This window comes from Massilia sp. TSP1-1-2 (assembly GCF_049896185.1).
Classification (GTDB): Bacteria; Pseudomonadota; Gammaproteobacteria; order Burkholderiales; family Burkholderiaceae_D; genus Telluria_A.
In genome coordinates this window covers 16154-34765 of record NZ_JAFCTU010000019.1, presented here as the reverse complement: position 1 = coordinate 34765, position 18612 = coordinate 16154, and the positions used below count along the sequence as shown (strand labels likewise).

General features: G+C 64.6%; 13 protein-coding genes. 6 read left to right on the top strand and 7 right to left on the bottom strand.

The features are described from left to right. The first annotated feature begins 79 nt into the window (after nucleotides 1-79). From ACP7BV_RS16780 to ACP7BV_RS16755, 6 genes are all read left to right on the top strand, one after another. A complete protein-coding gene (locus tag ACP7BV_RS16780; protein ID WP_426105432.1) occupies nucleotides 80-724 on the top strand; it encodes a hypothetical protein in 645 nt (214 codons plus the stop codon). 30 nt (nucleotides 725-754) lie between these two features. Beyond that, on the top strand, nucleotides 755-1321 hold the full coding sequence (locus ACP7BV_RS16775; protein WP_426105431.1) for a hypothetical protein: 567 nt from the start codon (nucleotides 755-757) through the stop codon (nucleotides 1319-1321). A 51-nt stretch (nucleotides 1322-1372) separates the two neighbouring features. After that, on the top strand, nucleotides 1373-1795 hold the full coding sequence (locus tag ACP7BV_RS16770; RefSeq protein ID WP_426105429.1) for a molybdopterin cofactor-binding domain-containing protein: 423 nt from the start codon (nucleotides 1373-1375) through the stop codon (nucleotides 1793-1795). Between the two features lie 203 nt (nucleotides 1796-1998). After that, the gene (locus tag ACP7BV_RS16765; protein WP_426105427.1) at nucleotides 1999-4038 is read left to right on the top strand and encodes a TonB-dependent receptor plug domain-containing protein; all 2040 of its coding nucleotides are present in this window, start codon (nucleotides 1999-2001) and stop codon (nucleotides 4036-4038) included. 11 nt (nucleotides 4039-4049) lie between these two features. Then, nucleotides 4050-4955: an ABC transporter substrate-binding protein gene (locus ACP7BV_RS16760; protein WP_426105425.1), complete on the top strand. Its 906-nt coding sequence runs from the start codon at nucleotides 4050-4052 to the stop codon at nucleotides 4953-4955. Beyond that, nucleotides 4945-7752, top strand: a complete 2808-nt coding sequence (locus ACP7BV_RS16755) for a response regulator (protein WP_426105423.1) — start codon at nucleotides 4945-4947, stop codon at nucleotides 7750-7752. Before ACP7BV_RS16760 ends, ACP7BV_RS16755 begins: the two co-directional genes overlap by 11 nt. 29 nt (nucleotides 7753-7781) lie before the next feature. Here the strand turns inward: ACP7BV_RS16755 and ACP7BV_RS16750 are convergent, their stop codons facing one another. The 7 genes from ACP7BV_RS16750 to ACP7BV_RS16720 form a co-directional block, all read right to left on the bottom strand. Continuing rightward, the gene (locus ACP7BV_RS16750; protein ID WP_426105422.1) at nucleotides 7782-9212 is read right to left on the bottom strand and encodes an aldehyde dehydrogenase family protein; all 1431 of its coding nucleotides are present in this window, start codon (nucleotides 9210-9212) and stop codon (nucleotides 7782-7784) included. Between the two features lie 198 nt (nucleotides 9213-9410). Then, entirely contained in the window at nucleotides 9411-12029 is a 2619-nt protein-coding gene (locus ACP7BV_RS16745; protein ID WP_426105421.1) for a TonB-dependent receptor, read from the bottom strand. Nucleotides 12030-12342: 313 nt separating this feature from the next. Continuing rightward, nucleotides 12343-15423 carry an alpha-1,6-glucosidase domain-containing protein gene (locus ACP7BV_RS16740; RefSeq protein WP_426105419.1) on the bottom strand — a complete coding sequence of 1027 codons (3081 nt, stop codon included), beginning with the start codon at nucleotides 15421-15423 and terminating at the stop codon, nucleotides 12343-12345. Nucleotides 15424-15808: 385 nt separating this feature from the next. Further along, entirely contained in the window at nucleotides 15809-16381 is a 573-nt protein-coding gene (locus ACP7BV_RS16735; protein WP_426105417.1) for a metal-dependent hydrolase, read from the bottom strand. A 12-nt stretch (nucleotides 16382-16393) separates the two neighbouring features. Beyond that, nucleotides 16394-17323 carry a phosphatidate cytidylyltransferase gene (locus ACP7BV_RS16730; protein WP_426105416.1) on the bottom strand — a complete coding sequence of 310 codons (930 nt, stop codon included), beginning with the start codon at nucleotides 17321-17323 and terminating at the stop codon, nucleotides 16394-16396. Nucleotides 17324-17336: 13 nt separating this feature from the next. Further along, nucleotides 17337-17948 carry a lysophospholipid acyltransferase family protein gene (locus tag ACP7BV_RS16725; RefSeq protein WP_426105415.1) on the bottom strand — a complete coding sequence of 204 codons (612 nt, stop codon included), beginning with the start codon at nucleotides 17946-17948 and terminating at the stop codon, nucleotides 17337-17339. Beyond that, nucleotides 17945-18568, bottom strand: coding sequence for a CDP-alcohol phosphatidyltransferase family protein (locus ACP7BV_RS16720; RefSeq protein ID WP_426105414.1), 624 nt, complete (start codon nucleotides 18566-18568; stop codon nucleotides 17945-17947). Before ACP7BV_RS16720 ends, ACP7BV_RS16725 begins: the two co-directional genes overlap by 4 nt. Nucleotides 18569-18612 lie beyond the last annotated feature (44 nt).

The window sequence follows — 18612 nt, the reverse complement described above, 5'->3', positions numbered from 1 at the left end:
CAAATGGTGATTGCGGTGTCGAAATCTGTCAATCGAACGGTTTGCGCTAGATCAATGCTTTGCGATGTATTGGCGCGAGATGCAACACGCACGCGATCAAACCGGGGTGATCCGAAAGAGGGCGCGATATGAACCTTTTGGAATGCGGCGAGGACCCGCGTCGGCGGCGGGCGACATTGCGATCGCGGGCGCGCTTGCGTGCGCAGCGCTTGCGGCTGCGCCACCTTTCGAAGGTCCGCCATTTTCGATTGCGAACCAAGCTGATCGGCATGTCCCTCGCCACGTCTTCATCGTGTCCGGCAACGCGTTGCTCTCGTCATATGGATTGCTCTCGCCTGCGGCCACTGTCGCCGCGCTGCTGACCGGGGCGGCGTTGGGCATGCTCGTGCTGGCCACCCAAGCCACCCGATTCCTCGACCGGCACTTCGCGGAATTCCGATCCGCCAAGCTTTTCGCCGCGGGGTTGTTCGCCTTGGGAACTTATGTCGCGCACGGAAGGGCGGTCGTCGAAGTGAACGGGATTTTTGGCGAGGACGCCGCGGCGTTCCCCCATGCCGTGGCTGCGGCCTCGGCGATGTTCGTCGCGACGTGGACCTTGTGGGCGGCCGTTCATCTCTTTGTGGATGAAGCGTTCCCGTTACGAACGGACTCGAATCGCAAGGGCTCCTTGAAAAGGAGCCCTTGCGATTCCTCGGATGGATCATTGAAGAGCGGTCGATTATAGTCGGCAAATTCCCACAGGACTCAAACGGAGTTGCCGTCGGTCCCATCATTTTTTGCCGGCCTCACGGGCATCTTTGGGGGAAATGGCTCGGGAAAGTCCGGCTACACCCGCGTCTTCAAGCAGGCGTGCCGCGCGCGCGACCAGCGCGAGTCCATCCACCCCAACGCCAACGAGGAGCCCGGCAAGGCCGGCCCAGCGCGGGCCGAATTTGAGTTGATGGTCGATGGCGCCGCGCAGGACGTTCATTGGCTGTCGGGCAAGGTCGCCCCCGAGCAGTTATCAGCCGTCTCGATCTTTGACTGGCACTGCGCCCGCGCCTACGTGGACAACCATGGCGACTTCGCCTATGTCCCCGCCGGCTTGGACGTCTTGAAGCGGCTGGTGGAGGTTTGTGGCGAATTGAAGACCAAGGCCGTCAAGGAGCATGGCGACAGCGTCCCCGACATCGCGCCGTTCGGCGAACTGGCGAAGACGAAGACCAAGGTCGGAACGCTGCTCGCCGGATTGTCGGCGGCGACCGAGCCCGCCGCCGTCGAGGCGCTCGCGGCTTGGCCCGATGTGGACAAGGAGAAGCTACCGCCATCGCCAAGGCGCTGAGCGAGGCGGACCCCAAGCAGAAGGTCCAGACGCTCAGAAAGGGGCGGCGGCGTGGCCTTTCACGATTCGTTCGGCGTGCCGACCGCGCATGTGCTCGAGGTCACGATGGGCAAGGATGGCATCACGCTCGAGCGCGCCTTTATCGCCGCCGACGTCGGCACCGCGCTCGACCCGCGCAATGTCGAGGCGCAGCTGCAGTCGGCGCTTATTTTCGCGCTGAGCGCGGCTATGTTCGGGCAAGTCACTTTTGCCGGGGGCGCCGCCCAGCAAACCAACTTTCACCAGTACCAGGCGCTGCGCATGGCGCAGTCGCCGCAGATCACGGTGCGCGTGCTCGAGGGCGGCGGGCCGATTCGCGGCGTGGGCGAGACCGGCGTGCCGCCGGCGGCGCCGGCCCTGGCCAACGCCATCTTTCACGCCACAGGCCAGCGCATTCGCGAGCTGCCGCTCAACAAGCACATTGCGTTCGCCTGACACTGCTTGCCTGACCCGATTGTCTGAAACGGCTGGCAAGTTTGCACGATAGTCAAGTGCGGCGCACGCCACTGTTGTAGCAATCGCAGGCCCAATTGATTGATTCCTCAAATTCAGGGATACTTGCAGGAAAAATTGTAAGTACGATCACGATTGGGGACATGAGCGCAGCAACGACAAGGCAGGCCTGCCGGATAATCGCCATGGCGGCTTTGCTTGCCAGCGGCGCGGTGCGCGCGCAGGCAGCGCCGTCGGCGGCCGATGAACTGGACTTGCTGGCCCAGGAAAACATCGTGTACTCGGCCGCGCGCTATGCGCAGACGATTGCCGAAACGCCGGCCAATGTCTCGGTCATCAGCCGCGACGACATCCGCCGTTACGGCTACCGCAGCGTGGCCGACGCGCTCAAGTCGCTGCCCGGTGTCTACGACGCGGCCAGCCAGTGGCCGGCGCTGGGCGTGTCCGGGGTGGCAGTGCCGGGCGACTTCGGCTCGCGCATCCTGTACCTGGTCAATGGCATGCCGGTCTACGAGCCGACCTACGGCGGCTTCTTCCTCGAGTACCTCGATATCGAAAGCATCGAGCGCATCGAGTTTGTCAAGGGACCCGGTTCGGCGCTGTACGGCAGCGGCGCGGTCATGGGACTGGTCAACCTGATCACCCACAGCGACAAGGAGGGCGCCGCCGCCAGCGCCGGCCTGGTAGCGGCCAGCCACCGCGCGGCCAAGCTGTATTTCACGCGCGGCGCGGCCGGGGCGCGCGTCAACAGTTTTGTCGCCGCCAGCGCCGCCTATAGCGCGGGGCGCGACCTGTACCTGCCGGAGCTGGACACCCCCGCCTTCAATAGCGCGCGCTTCAAGGGCGTCTCGTCCGGCAACGACGCGGCGCGCACGGCGCGCCTGTTCGCCCGCATGACGTCCGGGCCGGCCTGGCTGCAGGCGCTGCTGGTGGCCGGCAGCAAGCGCGATCCGCTGGCCAGCTATGCGTCGGCCTTCAATGGCCGCCTGATGCTGCGCGAGTCGCTCGCCGCGCTTGAAGCTGGCTTTACGCGCGAGCTGGGCGTGGGCGGCCAGCTCAATGCGCGCGTCTATTCGTTCACCGCCACCGAACGGGGCGACTATCCATATGCGCGCGCCGGCGAGCGTGGCGCAACGCCGGTGTACATCAACGTCTCCGACCTGGCCAGCCGCCAGCTGGGCGCCGAATTGCGCTATGACCGCTTCATCGCGCGCGGCCACCACCTGCTGGCCGGGATCGAAATGAAGCATATCGGTTTCACCCACCAGGTCGGCGACCAGCCGGGCACGCAGCGCAGCGGCGTGTTCAGCGTCGACCGCCACGAGAGCTACATGCAGTGGGCCCTGTTCGCGCAGGACGAGATGCGCTTGGGCCCCGGCACCATGTTCCTCGGTGCGCGCCTGGACAGCTACCACGGCTTTTCGGACGGTGTCAGCTCGCGCCTGTCGCCGCGCGTGGCCTACGTGCAGGAACTGGCGCCCGGCGTGAGCGCCAAACTCATTTACGGCGAAGCCTACCGCGCGCCGACGGTCTATGAATCGCGCTACCAGGACGGCATGCCGGCCGCTTCCACCATCTGGGCCAATGGGGCGCTGCGCCCGGAATGGTCGCGCTCACTCGAAGCGCTGCTCATCGCGCAGTCCGCCAGCGGCGTGCAGTGGCGCCTGTCGGCCTTTTTCAAGAATCTGCGCGACACCCCGGTGCAGGTGGCGACCCCGCAGTACCAGGGCATCGACTGCGGGCTTGGCCCCACAGGCTGCATCCAGTACCGCAATGCGCTGCCGCCGCAAAGCGTGGCCGGGGCCGAAGTGGCCGTGCGGGTGCGCCAGGGCGACCGCGGCGACTTCTATGCCTCGCTGGTGCTGCAGCGCGGCAGCGACAAACTGGGCGACCTGACCAGTTCACCGCGCCAGCAGTTCAAGGCCGGCATCAGCCGCGAGCTGCCATGGCCCGACGTCGACGCCGCGCTCGAGACGCAATACACCAGCAGCGTGCTGGGCCGGTTCGATGACGACAGCGCCGTGCGCGACCGCGTACCGTCGGCCCTGCTGGTGGGAGCGGTGTTCAATGCCGCGCGCCTGGGCGACGGCTGGCGCGCCTCGCTGCGCATCGACAACCTGCTCGACCGCCATTACGCAACCGTCGCCTCGCGCGAACTGCACCCGCTCAAACGGGTGCCTGCCGACGCTCGCCGCTTTTCCCTCCAACTGCAGCGCGACTTTTAATGGCGCCTGCCATGCGCCTGCTCCCAGTGCTGCTATCGCTGCTGCTGTCGCTGCTGGCGCTGCTGCTCGCGCCGCTGGCGCGCGCCGACATCATCGTGCTCGCCTCCGACGACAAGGGCGCGGTGGCGGCGGCGACCGGCGCGCTGCAGGCGGCCTACGGCGCCCGCATCACGACCTATAACCTGGGCGGCAGCCGCGCGCGCGAAACCGACGTCGTCAAGGCCATCAACGCCTCCCCGGTGCGCCAGGTGGTGGCCGTGGGGCTGCTGGCCGCGCAGGTGGCGCGCCGGCGCCTGGACGAAAAGCAGGTGGTGTTTTGCCAGGTGCTCAATGTTGAGGAATTTTCACTGATTGCGCCCTGGATGAAGGGGGTGAGCGGCATTCCTTCGCTGACCAAGCAGTTCGCCGCCTGGAAGGCGCTTGACCCGGGACTGCGCAAGATCGGCCTGATCACCGGGCGCCACGCGAGCTACATGGTGGCCGAGGCGCAGATGGCGGCGCGCAGCCTGGGCCTGGAACTGGACCACGTGGCCGTTGCTTCCGACCGCGCCGTGCTGCCGGCGCTGCAGGAGCTGCGCGAGCGGCGCATCCAGGGCCTGTGGCTGGCGCCCGACAGCACCATCCTCAGCCAGCGCACCATCTTCGACGTGATGGCCTTCAGCGTGCGCCACAACCTGCCGGTGCTGGCCTTTTCGCCGGCGCTGCTGCGCGAGGGCGCGCTGCTCTCGGCCACCGCCGACACCGGCGAAATTGCCAGCGTCACGCTCGAACGGCTGCGCCGCTCAAGCGCCAGCGAGGTTGCCGGGGAGCCGCTCGAAGCGCTGGGAGAAGCGCACATCACCATCAACGCAGCCGCCGCAGCGCGCTTTGGCCTGACCATTACGCCCAAGCTCAAGGAGCAGGTCAATGTCCAGTGACGCCATGCAGCGGCCAAGCCTGGTGCGGCGCATGGCCGCCATGCTGTGGTTCGCCGCGGTGCTGGCGTATGTCATCACGCTGGTGTCGATGGTGGCAGGCGCCAATTATCTGATCGAGCGTAACCTCGACCAGCAGGCGCGCCAGCTGTTGCCGATGTTCGACGACCTCTCGGTGCAGGTGCTGCTCTCGCCCGAGAGCAGCGCGCGTTCGCGCATCAGCAGCTACGCCGCGCGCATCCCGGACATTGGCCTGGTGCGCGTGTACGACCGGCGCAACCTGGCGGTGCTGGCCGAATATCACAAGAGCGGCTCGCCCGCCTTTGAGCGGCTCGATCCCGCTCGCGCCGCCAGCATGAGCGCGCACGGCGCGGCCATCAGCCGCGTCGAGCGCTTGCTTGGCGTGGGCCGCTCGATCCAGGCGTTCGCGCCAATTCGCCAGGTGATCCAGCGCAGCGAGCTGCTCGACTACGGCATGGCGCCGCACGCCGAAACCAGCGAGACGGTCGGCTTCATCGAAATCGGCATGGACTTTGCGCCGTCGCGCAACGCCGTGTATGGGGGCGCCCTGGTGACGCTGGGCGTGCTGTCGCTGGTGCTGCTGGCCGCTATGTCGGCCATCATCGGGCGCATGCGCAACGCGCTGCGTCCGCTGCACAACTTGCAAGAAGCGCTGGCCCGCATCGCCGAGGGCGACTTTGACGCCAGCGTCGGCGACGGCCCGGCCGACCGCGAAGTGGCCACCATCCGCGACGCCATCGGCACCACCATCGTGGCGCTGCGCCAGCGCGAGGCCGAGCGCAACGAAGCGGTGCGCGCCAAGGTCATGGCCGACGAATCGAACGTGGCCAAAGGCACCTTCCTGGCCAACATGAGCCACGAGATCCGCACCCCGATGAATGGCGTGATCGGCATGCTCGAGCTGCTGCTCGACACCGAGTTGGCGGAAAGCCAGCGCCAGTTCGCCAGCGTGGCCCACACCAGCGCCGAGAGCCTGCTGTCGCTGATCAACGACATCCTCGACTTTTCCAAGATCGAGGCGGGCAAGCTCGATCTTGAAGCGATTCCCTTCGATCTGCTGCATGAACTTGAAACGCTCGCCAGCGGCCAGGCGCTGGCGGCGCAAGCGCGCGGGTTGGACCTGGTGGTCAATTATCCGGCGCACCTGCCGCAGATGCTGGTGGGCGACCCGTGCCGCATCGGCCAGGTGGTGGCCAACCTGCTCAGCAACGCCATCAAGTTCACGGCGGCCGGCTATGTGCTGCTGGACGTGCGCCTGGTTGGCCAATGGCCGCAGCACTGCCGCCTGCGCATCGCCGTCACCGATACCGGGATCGGGCTGGCGAACGAACACCTGGAGACCATCTTCGACAAATTTACCCAGGCTGACCCCAGCACCACGCGCCGCTTCGGCGGCACCGGGCTGGGGCTGTCGATCTGCAAACTGCTGGTCGAGATGATGGGCGGGACGATCGGCGCCCACAGCGCGCAGGGCAAGGGCAGCACCTTCTGGTTCGAGCTCGACCTGGCGCTGGCGGGCGTGACGCGTCCTGCCATTGAACCAGGCTCGCTGGCGGGCCTGCGCGTGCTGTGCATCGACAGCCACGACGCCCAGTGCGCGGCGCGGCGCGAGCAGTTCGTCGAGCACGGCATCCTGGCCGACAGCGTCGACAGCGGACGCGCCGGCCTCGATGCGCTGGCGATCGCCGCCGCCGCCCAGCAGCCGTATGCGGTGGTGCTGATCGACCATCAGCAGCCGGACATCGATCCCGAAACGCTGGGTGCGATGATCAAGGCCGACCGGCGCTATTCGAACGCGCTGCTGGTGATTGTCGGCGCGCTGTCGGACGCTGCCGACAGTGGCCGCTACGCGCATGCGGGCTATGCGGCGTTGCTCTCCAAACCGGTGCCGCAGCAAGCCTTGATCGACACGCTCAAGGCGCTGCGTACCTCGCTCTCGATCGGCATTGCGCTGCCGTTCATGAACTTCAGCAGCCCGCCGGCGGTCATTGCCGTCGCGCCGGCGGCGCCGCCGCCCCTGGCCGGTCACCGCATCCTGGCGGTGGACGACAACCCGGTCAACCTGCAGGTGGTCAGCCACATGCTCGAACGCCTGGGCGCCGAGGTTGACCTGGCCGAGAACGGGCGCATTGCCGTGCACATGTTCCTGGCCAAGCCGTATGCGGCGATCCTGATGGACTGCCAGATGCCCGAACTGGACGGCTACCAGGCGGTGGCCGAAATTCGCCACCTGGAAAGCGCGATGGTGACCGCGCAAGGGCCCACCGGACAGCGCCGCATCCCTGTCATTGCGCTGACGGCGCACGCGCTCGAAGGCGAACGCGAAAAGTGCATCAACGCCGGCATGGATGATTTTTTGACCAAGCCGCTGCGCGCGGCGGCGCTGCGCGACAAGCTGGCGTGCTGGCTCACGCCTGGCGCTGGTCCGTGCGACGCTGGTGACGAAGCGGTCGAGGGCGACCCGGTGGAGGCGGCGAGAAGGCTTTTTGGCGAAAAATTTGCCGAATTGGCGCGTCTGTTTTTGGACGACACGCCACCCCGGATGGCGGCGCTGGCCGCAGCGTTAAACACGGCCGATGGCGCCAGGCTGGCCGAGATTTCGCACACACTGGCCGGCAGTGCCAGCGCCGTGGGGGCGCTGGCCATGTCGGATCGGTGCAAGGCGCTGGAGAAGGCGTCGCTGAACGGCGACGGGGCGGCCATCCGCTTGGCGAGCGCGGCGCTTGGCGAGCAGTACGCGCTCATCGAGGCGCGCTTGCTGGCGCTGCTGGAGCCCTGAAGAAAGTTGTGGCGACGGGGGCGGCGTGCTTACACCGCGCAATAAGCCGTCTTCACCGTCGTGAAAAATTCGGCCGCATACGCACCCTGTTCGCGCGACCCGTAGCTCGAGCCCTTGCTGCCGCCGAACGGCACGTGATAATCCACGCCCGCCGTCGGCACGTTGACCATGACCATGCCCGCCTGCGCATGACGCTTGAAGTGCGTCGCAAACTTGAGCGACGTGGTCACGATCCCGCTCGACAAGCCAAACTCGCTATCGTTGGCCAGCGCCAGCGCGTGCTCGTAACTGTCGGCCGGGATCACGCTGGCCACGGGCCCGAAGATCTCTTCGCGGCTGATGCGCATGTCGTTGCTGCAATCGGTAAACAGCGCCGGCTGCAAAAAGAAGCCTTCGGTGGCGCAGCGCACGCGCTGGCCGCCGAAAGCGAGCGTGGCGCCTTCGTCCTGCCCGATGCGGATGTAGTCCAGATCCTGGTCCAGCTGGTTCTGGTCGACCACGGGCCCAATGTCGACCCCCGCGCCGAGCGCGTCGCCGACCGTCAGCGTGGCCAGCTTTTCGCGCACTGCCGCCACGAATGCCGGATAAATCGCCTTTTCCACAATGATCCGGCTCGACGCCGTGCAGCGCTGGCCGGTGGAAAAGAACGAGCCTTGCACGGCGCAGTTGACGGCGGTGGCCAGGTCGGCGTCGCCCAGGATCACCAGCGGGTTCTTGCCGCCCATTTCAATTTGCACCTTGGCCATGCGCCCGATGGCCGCCTGCGCCACCTTGGCGCCGGTGCTCACCGAGCCGGTAAAACTGATGGCGTTCACGCGCCGGTCGTTCAGGAAGGCCTGGCCGACGACGCTGCCGCGCCCCATGACTAGGTTGAATACGCCGTTCGGCAGGCCGGCGCGGCTGATGATTTCGGCCAGCGCCCAGGCGCTGGCCGGCACCAGTTCGGCCGGTTTGATCAGCACGCAGTTGCCGTAGGCGAGGGCCGGGGCGATCTTCCAGGCCGGGATTGCAATCGGGAAGTTCCACGGCGTGATGATGCCGACCACGCCGACCGGCTCGCGCGTGACTTCCACGTCCAGGTTGGGCCGCACCGAGGCGAGCTTGTCGCCGCGCAGGCGCAGGCACTCCTGCGCAAAATACTTGAAGATGGCGCCGGCGCGTGCCGCTTCGCCGATGCCTTCGACGCGCGTCTTGCCTTCTTCGCGCGAGAGCAGCGTGCCCAGTTCTTCCTTGCGCGCGATGATTTCGGTGCCGATTTTGTCCAGCGCATCGGCGCGCAGCTGGATGTTCGACAGCGCCCACGCGGGCGCGGCGGCGGCGGCGGCGGCGATCGCGAGCAGCGCCTGCTGCGCGTCGGCCTGCGCGTAGTGGCCGACGATGTCGGCGGTGTTCGATGGGTTGATGTTGGCGGACGACGAGGCGCCGTCGACCCAGGCCCCGTTGATATAGTTCTGTTTCATGGCGCGCTCAGCTTGGAAAGGAAAACGCAAGCTTATCATCGCGTCCGAACCCGGTCTTGTGCCTGGGCGACAGGCAGTTCATCAATCGCGACACAATCGGTACACAATCAGTACACAATGACTGCACAATCACGCCGCCCAGATGCAAAAAACCGCCCACGCTTGCGCGAGGGCGGTGTTTCGAGAAAGTTTCCCCGATCAGTACTTGTAGTGCATCGCCACCCCGATCGCCCGGTCATAGCGGCGCGTGTCGCGCACCAGGCCCGTATCCTGGTTGAAGTAGTCATGGTATGGCTGGTCCAGCAGGTTGTTGCCGTCCAGGGTAACCGTGATCTGCTTGTTGATCCGATACGATATCGAGCCGTCCAGCGACTTCAACGGCGCCACATACAAGTCCAGGTTCGCATTGCCGCGGTACTTGGCCTCGGCCAAGAACTTCGAGCGCCAGTTGTAGGCCAGGCGCGCCGACACGGGACCGCGTTCATACAAGCCGACCAGGTTATACGAGGTTTTCGACTGGCCAAGGAACGGCGATTCGCTGCCATCCGGGTTGACCTGGGTACCGGTCATGTAGGTGAAGTTTGCTTCCAGCCCAAGCCCGCCGAGCAGCCCGGGCAGGCCGTCGTAGAACTGGCGGTAGCTTAGTTCTGCGCCTTCCAGGTTCGCCTTGCTCAGGTTGTAGCGGCGGGTGACGTTGTAGGTTCGGCCGTTGATCACCTCCAGATTGCTCTTGTCGGCCAGGCGGTCGGTGAACTTGTGCTGGAAGATAGTCCCGGTCACCGAGCCTGTCGGCGCAAAATACCATTCCAGCGCGATGTCGATATTCTTCGAGCGGGTAGGGCGCAGCAAGGGGTTGCCTGCCGTGCCGGAACCTGGCACGCCGCCGGTCTGGCCTTCGACCTGGGTGCCATTGTCAAGCCGCAGCGCCGGATTGTAGTCGGTGAAGGCCGGCCGTTCGATGGCCTTGCCCGCGATCAGGCGGCCCACCAGTTTCGGCGTGAAGTCGGCACGCAGCGCCAGGCTTGGCAGCACGTCAGTGCGGCTGGTATCGACCGTCAGCGGCGCGACCACTGTGCCAATGCGCGAGTTGCCCGACAGGACCTGCTCGGTGCGCACCAGACGGCTCGACAGCACGCCGCTGATCGGCACGCCCGCCTGGAACTTGAACTTGGTCTTGAGGTAGATGGCGGACGTTTTCTCGACGTCGTCGTAATAGCTCAGTGGATCGGCGCCCAGCGCGGCGCTGGAGCCGGTCAGGATATTGCGCACGTCGGCCGTGTGGTCCAGCAGGTAGTTCTTGTCGGCGACGATGTATTGGTTCACGCCGTAGTTGCCGGCGGTCGGTGCCGACAGGGTGTACAGGCCAGGGAAGTTACTGACGTTGCGGCCTTGGTTGGGGCCGAAATTCCACCACATGTCGCGGTTGGCCTGGGAGTAGGCCTTGCGTTCGGCCAGGCGGACTCCGCCTGAGACTTCCTCGATAAAGCTGGCCACACCATTGTCGCTGGTATCCCAGATCACGTCGGCGCGCCAGTCGGTCGACTTGCCGCCGCGGGTGTCGGCGATATCTTTGCCGCCGGCGATACGGAAGTTGGCATTGACCGGGTCTTGCATGTTCGTGCCGGGGAAGTCGACATAGCCGCCGCCGGAGCGCACCGCGCCCGAAAAGCCGTGGGCGGTGTAGTCGAAGTCGACGATCACGCGGCGTTCGGCGAAGTCGGACTTGGTGCTGGCCAGTTCACTCGTCACCCGCACTGTCGGCGTCACGTCCCACGCACCGCCAAGGGCGTACTGCTGGTTGGTGACGTCGTGCTGGAAAGCCTGGGTCGAGGTGAAGCCGCCGTGGTCCTGGTTCAGCAGCGTGATGGTGTCGAGGTAATTGGTGCCTGACTTGGTGGTGATGGCCGCGCCGCGGAAGTTGGGCGGAAAGCCCAGCATGAAGTTGTTCTGAAAGCGATGGTCGATATTGGTGCGAAAGCCCTCGGCATACAGGCTGAGCGCGGAGTTTGGACGCCACTGCAATGCGAAATTGAGCGCCTCGCGCTTGCGGTCGCCATTGCCCATGAAGCGGCCAAAGAAATTGGTGCCGATAATGCCTCTGTCGATTACCGCCGGTTCGCCTGCGAACGCCACTTCATCGGCATAGCGCCCGCGCTGGTAGGACAGGCCGACTAAGGCGCCCACTTCGCCGATGCTGGTTTTCCAGCGGTTGCTGGCCATGGCGCTGACGTCGGGATTGTTGGTGCCGGCCTTGTCTCGGTTTTCAACGCGGGCGTTGGCATTGAAGGTGGCGCCCTTGAAGTCGAATGGACGGTTGGTGCGCACGTCGATCACGCCGGCGGTGCCGCCTTCCGGCAGGTCGCCGCCCTGGGTCTTGTAGACGTCGATCCGCTGCAGCATCGTGGCCGGCACGTCCGACAGGTACAGGCTGCGGCCGGAATCGGAGAAAAATTCACGGCCGTTCAGCAGCGTGGTAATGCCGCCCAGGCCGCGGATGATGACGGTGCCGGCTTCGCCGCCGCCGCGGATGACTTGCACGCCGGTGACGCGCTGGAGGATCTCGGCGACGTTTTTATCAGGGAATTTGCCGATGTCATCGGCGACGATCGAGTCGACCACTTGGTCCGCATTTTTCTTAAGCGTCTGGGCACTTTGCGCAGCCTTGCGCTGTCCGGTCACGGTCACGGTTTGCGCTTCCTGTGCTGATACGGGTGCGGCACTGATCACGCCGGCGCCGATCAGCGATGCAACCAGGGCCTTGAGGACTACCGGACGCACTTGCCGGGAGTAGCCGCGCTCAATTTGATGATGTTCCATAAGTCTCCGATCTATTTTTTTGAAGTATGTGTTGTAACTCTTTCGCAACCACCAGCAAATGGTAGGTGGACATCACAAAACGCTCCAATCATGTTTTTCGGCATACCGATATTTATTTTGATATGTCACAACGCGTTTAGGGGGCTTGTAGGGCACATGTCACATGAAAACAAGCGCTTATGAACACAAATGTTGACTTATGGTAACAGTGTCCTGCCGCGATGTATGCAAACGCAGGGCAGTAGTGTTGGTTTTACGCCATAAAAAAAGCCACCCGGATGGCGGGTGGCTTCGCTTGCTGCTCTGCAAATTCTCAGTTGGCGTTGGCCGCCGCCGCCGACTGCTCCACGAACACCACGGTGCTGCGCGGCGGAATGGTAAAGACACCGCTGGCGCGATCGAAGGTCGCCGTTTTCGCCAGCGCATCGCTGGACGATTTGCGCTGTACCTTGTGAATCGACAGATTGTGCCCTTTCAGCTCGTCCACGTTGACCTCGCGCGCCAGTTTGTCGACGTTGAAGAACACGGCCAGCTTGCTGTACTTGGCGTGCTGGTAGCCGCGCCCGTCGATGGTCATGGCGATCACGCCGGCCACTTGCTGGGGCCCGGTGTTATGAAACTTGACGCGCTCAATCACGTCTTGGGCGGTGCGCAGGCGGAACAGCGACGAGTCGGCGCGGATCTCGAGCAGGTCCAGGAAGTAGTCGCGCGCGCTGACGATTGCCGCGCGATCTGGCTTGATCAGCGGATTGGCCAGGATCGGCGACATCAGAGCCCAGTTACTGCCGTTCACGCCCTGCATCGGCAAGCCCACGCCGAAGTTGTTCGACTGGTAGGTGTAATCGAGCTTGTTGAACCAGTCGCCGGCGTTGTAGCTGTCGCGGTCCATCGATTTGGAGCGCAGGATTTCCTGGCCCGCGTGGAAAAACGGCACGCCCTGCGAGAACATGTTGATTGCCGCGCCCAGGTTTTGCACGCGCACCCGGTCGGCCAGGCTGGTCGACTGCGGCAGCTTGAAGGCGTTCAGGTCGAACAGGGTCTGGTTGTCGTGCGCTTCCACGTAGTTGATGGTTTCCTGCGGGCTGGCGGCAAAGCCGGCTTGCTGACCGAAGTAATCGATCTGCGCGTTCTTGCGCAGCGCGCCGAAACGGTCGGTGAAGCTGTAGTCGCGCAGGGTGCCCGACAGGCCCACCTTGACCAGGTCGCCCAGGCGCAGCAGGTCGTCCTTGGTCTGCTTGCTGGTGGCGCTCGGGTCGAACCAGGCGCCGTTGATGAAGCCCTGCTCGCTGATCAGTGAAGGGCCGCTGTCGCAGCAGCCGCCGCCGCGGATGGTGTCGCGCAGGCGGTCGTTGAACGAACCTACGCCGGTGCCGAACATATTGGCCTGGCGCGCCTGGACGAAGCGCGCGTCGTTGGCGACGACGCCGAAGTTCCAGGCTTCGCCATACAGGTAGATGTCGCGCCCGGCCGCCTTGGCCACGTCGGCCTTGAGCTGGGTGATTACCGCCAGCGGCGCCATGCCCATGATGTCGAAGCGGAAGCTGTCCACCTTGTAGTCGCGCGCCCAGGTCGAGACCGAGTCGATCATCAGCTTGGCCATCATCGCGTTTTCGGCGGCGGTGTCGACGCAGCAGCTGTCGTTGGTGATGCCGCCGCTGTTGTTAAGGCGGTAGTAATAGGTCGGCACGATCTTGTCGAGCACCGACAGCGGATTTTGCGCTGCCGACGTGGTGTGGTTGTAGACCACGTCCATCACGACGCGCAAGCCGTTTTCGTGCAGCGACTGGACCATGGAGCGAAATTCGCGCACGCGCACGGCGCCGTCGGCCGCGTTGCTGGAAAAGCTGCCATCGGGAGCGCTGTAGTGGACCGGATCGTAGCCCCAGTTGAAGCAGTCGCTGTTTTCGGACGCGGCCACGGCGGCTTGCTGGGTTGGCGAATTCGGTCCATCGGCAGGGATGATCGGGTTGCTGCAGCCCGCTTCATTCACGCTGGCCGTGTCAAAGCTTGGCAGCAGGTGGATGTGGCTCAGGCCCGCTTTTTGCAGCGCGCGCAGGTGGCGCATGCTGTTCGATTCAACATCGGTAAAGGCCATGAACTTGCCGCGGTGCTCAAGCGGCACGGTCAGGTCGGCCACGCTAAAATCGCGCACCTGCAGTTCGTAAAGCGAGATATCGGTCGGGTGCTCGAGCTTGGGAATGTCGTGGCGGTCCCAGCCTGCTGGCTTGAGCGCTGCGCTGTCGAGGTTGGCGACGAAGCTGCGCGCGCTATTGGTGTCCAGGCTGAGCGAGTAGGGGTCGGTGACGACATTACTCACCACGCCATTGGCGGCCCAGCGCGAGAGCACCTTGACCGTGTAGGTATAGTAGGCGCGGTTGGTCCAGCTGGCGTCGGGCGCAGCGTACGACCACACGCCGCTGGCCGCGTCGCGCGTCATCGGTACGCTGGTCGTCGTGCTCGCTGCCGCATCGGCATACACATTGAGCGCGACCGATTTGGCCGTCGGCGCCCAGACGCGGAAGGTCGGCACGCCGGCCGCGTTAAAACTCGGCCCCAGCTTGGCGCTTGCCGCTGCACTGGCGAAGAGCGCGTCGAGCATGCCGGCCGATTGCAGCGACGTTACCTGCACCAGGGCGCCGGCGGCGTTGAACTGGGCGATGGCGAACTGACTGCTGACCTTTGCCGGCAGGCTCGCGACGGCGCTTTGCGCCATGACCAGCGCGGTGTTCGACGCCAGATGCGGGAACTTGGCGGCCAGCGCCGGCGAGAGCTTGCCTGCCGTGAGCAGATCGATGCTGCCATCGGCGCCCGTCACGCCCTCAGGGGACGAGCTCAGGCCGCCGTTGGCCGCGTAATACAGCTTGTAGCTGCCGGTGGCGGGCGTGCCCGGCCAGACCAGCGTGTTCGGCGCGAGCCAGTGCGCTTTGGCCTCGCCCAGGTTGCCCAGGGTGATGGCAGGCTGTGTGCTGTAGATTTTGCAGTCGCCTTCGAGCATCCACATCTGCTGGCCTTTGGTGGCGATATCGGCGGCGAAATCGAGGCCCTGGTCGTTCCCGCAGTTCTTGTTGCCGTCGCCGTCGGTAACCAGGAACCAGATGCTGGTCTTGGCGGTGTCGATGGGAATATCGACGAAGCCGCCGAAGTTGTCGGTGCCCGTCAGCATGAAGCGGCCGCTGATCCAGGCCGGACTCGGATTGACGGGACCCCACCACGAATAGACGCCCCATTGGGCTTCATCGTGCTGTGCGCGCCGGAAGTGCATACGCACGCTGGCCGGTGCCTGGACCGACGCGGCGAACGTTGCCATGACACGCGGCTGCTGCTTAGGTGGAGGTGAGGAAGAATCGGCGGCATTGCCACCGCAAGCGGAAAGAAAAGCTGCACCTGTAGCCATGGCAACGGCTAGCTTCAGATGTGAAGTAATACTACGTAGACTACGCATATGCGACTCCTGGAAGAGTGATTGGCGAACGGCGCCCTGTCCTTAATTCATCGTTTTTGTGACGCCGCCGCTGGGAATGAAGATCCCCTGCATGTAATATTACTACACATCATTTTCTCTTTTCTCTGTTTCTCCTAAATATACATTTTCTCTTTGGCAATAAGGACTGAGAGTAAATACACCGGGGTCAAACCTCCATTTAAAAATAATTGCAAAACTGGGGTCAGACCTCGGTGAAGTGGCAATAACACGGTGTTTTTTTTGATAAACGGAGGGGGCGGGCGGAACCGCAGTGGCGAAAGGCGTCCGAAACGCCACAATCGTTGCTGCGACGAACTTAATTGCCAGGATCTTGAGGTCTGACCCCAATTAAAAAACTATTTCGCGAAAGTGGTCTGACCCCGAAGTACATGGTCGCGCAGGCGGTCAGTGCGGGCAGCCAGACCCAGCGCAGTTCGGACAAGGCAACCTCGAGGCCGCGCCGGCTCAGGATCCGGTCCAGCCCCAGGGGCGATACTGCGACCGGGCGCCAGGGAAAGAAGTGGCGCTGCTCGCTGAAGGGCCAGAAAAGGGCGACGCCTTTGCCGCCATCGGTCAGCATGTCGAGTACCCCGTGCGATGCCATGCAGATGGCAACGAACAGGAACGCCTTCAAGCGCGTGCTCTTGATCCAGGGCGCACCCAGCGCTGCCGTCAAGCCCATCAGCACGGCGGACACGAGGGCGTGGCTAACACCGCGGTGACCGAGCGCGTGACCGTAGGGGACCCCCAGATGAAACCCGAGTACGTCGGCGTCGGGCAGCATCGACGCAGCCACGCCGGCCAGCAGCAGGCGCCGTGAAACGACGCTTGAGCCCAGTCCCAGGCCGATGGCCAGCGGGATCGCGGCATGGGTGATGATGGTCGGCACCGGCAGGCCCGCTTACGGCGTCCAGTGCCAGCGCACGATATGGAAGAACACGGGCGCGGCAAAGCCGAGCGAGTCGAGCCGGTCCATGTAGCCGCCGTGTCCTGCAATGCCGGTGCCCCAGTCCTTGGCGCCGAGCGAGCGCTTCACGCCCGACATTACCAGCCCGCCCAAGGCGCCGCAGATCACGATCAGCGCCGACATGCCGGCCGCTTCGTAAGCATTGAAGGGCGTGACGAACGCCAGCGTACCGCCAATGAGCATGGTGGCAAGGCCGCCGCCGATCAAGCCTTCCCAGGTCTTGGCCGGGCTGAGCTTGGGCGCCATCTTGTGTTTGCCGAACAGTTTGCCAAACACGTACTGCAGCACGTCGCTGATCTGCACAATGAAGGTAAAGAAGAACAGCAGCTGCGCATTGTGCCCTTCAAAATTCGGAATCTCCAGCATCAGCAGCGCCGGTGCGTGGCTCACGCCATACACGCAGATCATCACCGCAAAAATGATGCGCGCATTGCGCGACAAGAAGTCGTCGGTGTCCTGGCTCATGGCGCTGGCCGCCGAGATCAGGAAGAAGATGTAGACCGGGATCATGATCGAAAACAGCCCATACCATTTGATCGCCAGCAGCCAGTACTGCACCGGCAGCGCAATGAAAAAAGCGATGAACAGCGGCCAGTAGTCGCTCTTGCGCGTCGGCGTGAGCGTGAGAAATTCGCGCAGCGCCATGAGCGACGCGAAGCCGAAGACGACAATGGTCGCGTAAGGGCCCAGCACAAAGGCGGAAAACAGCACGAACACCATGACCCACCAGGCCTTGATGCGCGCGTTCAGGTTATGGATGGTGTCGCTGGCCGGGTTTTTCAGCTTCAGCACGAAGCCGGTCAGGGACGCGGCGACCAGGATCGCCAGCAGGATGCGACCGGTGAGGAGAAATTGGGGTGTCATCAATGCGCCGCTGTCAGAAGGTGTCGGCCAGGTCGCACACGGCCTGGTTGGCGCGGATCAAAAACGTTTCCTTGTCTTCGCCGCGGTCATTGAAAATCGGCGCGCCGAAGTGCGCGCGGCACAGCAGCGGCAGCGGGACCGGGGCGCCCTTGGGAAGCGCGCGGTGCAGGTTTTCCTGGTACACCGGGACCAGGGCCAGCGTGGGGCGCTCTTTGGTCAGGTAATACAGGCCGGACTTGAAGGCGCTGGGCAGCTTGGCGGCGTTGCGCGTCCCTTCCGGGAAAACAATCAGCGAGTCCTGCCGGTCGAGCGCGGCGGCCAGCGGAATGAGCGCGTCGGCGCCGCCCTTGGCGCGGTCGACCATGACGACGTTGAGCAGCTTGTGCGCAATGTAGCGGCGGGTGGCCGAGGCGCCCCAGTAGTCGGCGCCCGCCACCGGCCGCGTGCGCTCGCGCATGGTTCCCGGCAGCGCGGCCAGCAGGCCCGTGGTGTCGAGGTGGCTGGTGTGATTGGCAAAAAAGATGCACGGATGCGCGGGCGGCACGTCAAAGAAGGCGGCGCCGCCGACGATCAGCCGCTGCAAGCCCAGCAGCGCGTCGCGCTGCATACGGTAAAAGGCGTTCATGGCATGTCCTTTTGCTGGAGCAGGCGGCACAGCGCCAGCGTGCGGGTGGCGCAGGTGACCAGACTGAGTGCTGCGATGATCGCCATCGCAATGGCCAGCGGCATGAGCCCGAACGGCAGCAAGGGCGTGGCCACGCAGGCGACCGTCAGTACCGCCATGCGGTGCTGCTTGGCCATCGGCCCGCGAAAATCGTGACCGAGTCCGCACGAGGCGCCATACACCCGCACGTACGCGGTCAACGCGGCGGCCAGGGCGGCCAGCCAGCCCAGTTCGGGCCTGACGCACGCATAGCCGGCCGCCACCAGCAGCAGCGAGTCGGCAATCCGGTCGGGAAACTCGTTGTAGACCGGTCCGAGCGCGGTGGCCTGCTTGTGTTCAACGGCGACCATGCCGTCAAACAGATTGCACAGCAGCCGGCCCTGGATGCACAGCGCCGCGCCGATCAGGTACCAGCCGCCCAGGTACAAGGCCCCCGCGCCCAGTGCGGCAAAAACAATGCTCAGGACCGAAATTTGGTTGGGGGTGATGCCCATGCCGGCCAGCGAGCGGGCCAGCCCTTGCGCCCAGTTGGCGCTGCGCACAGTGATCGGCCTGCGGTCCGACTCGTCGGGATGTGTCATGCGTGGTCCATCATGCGTGCGGCGTTTCTCGAGATGTAGGCGGC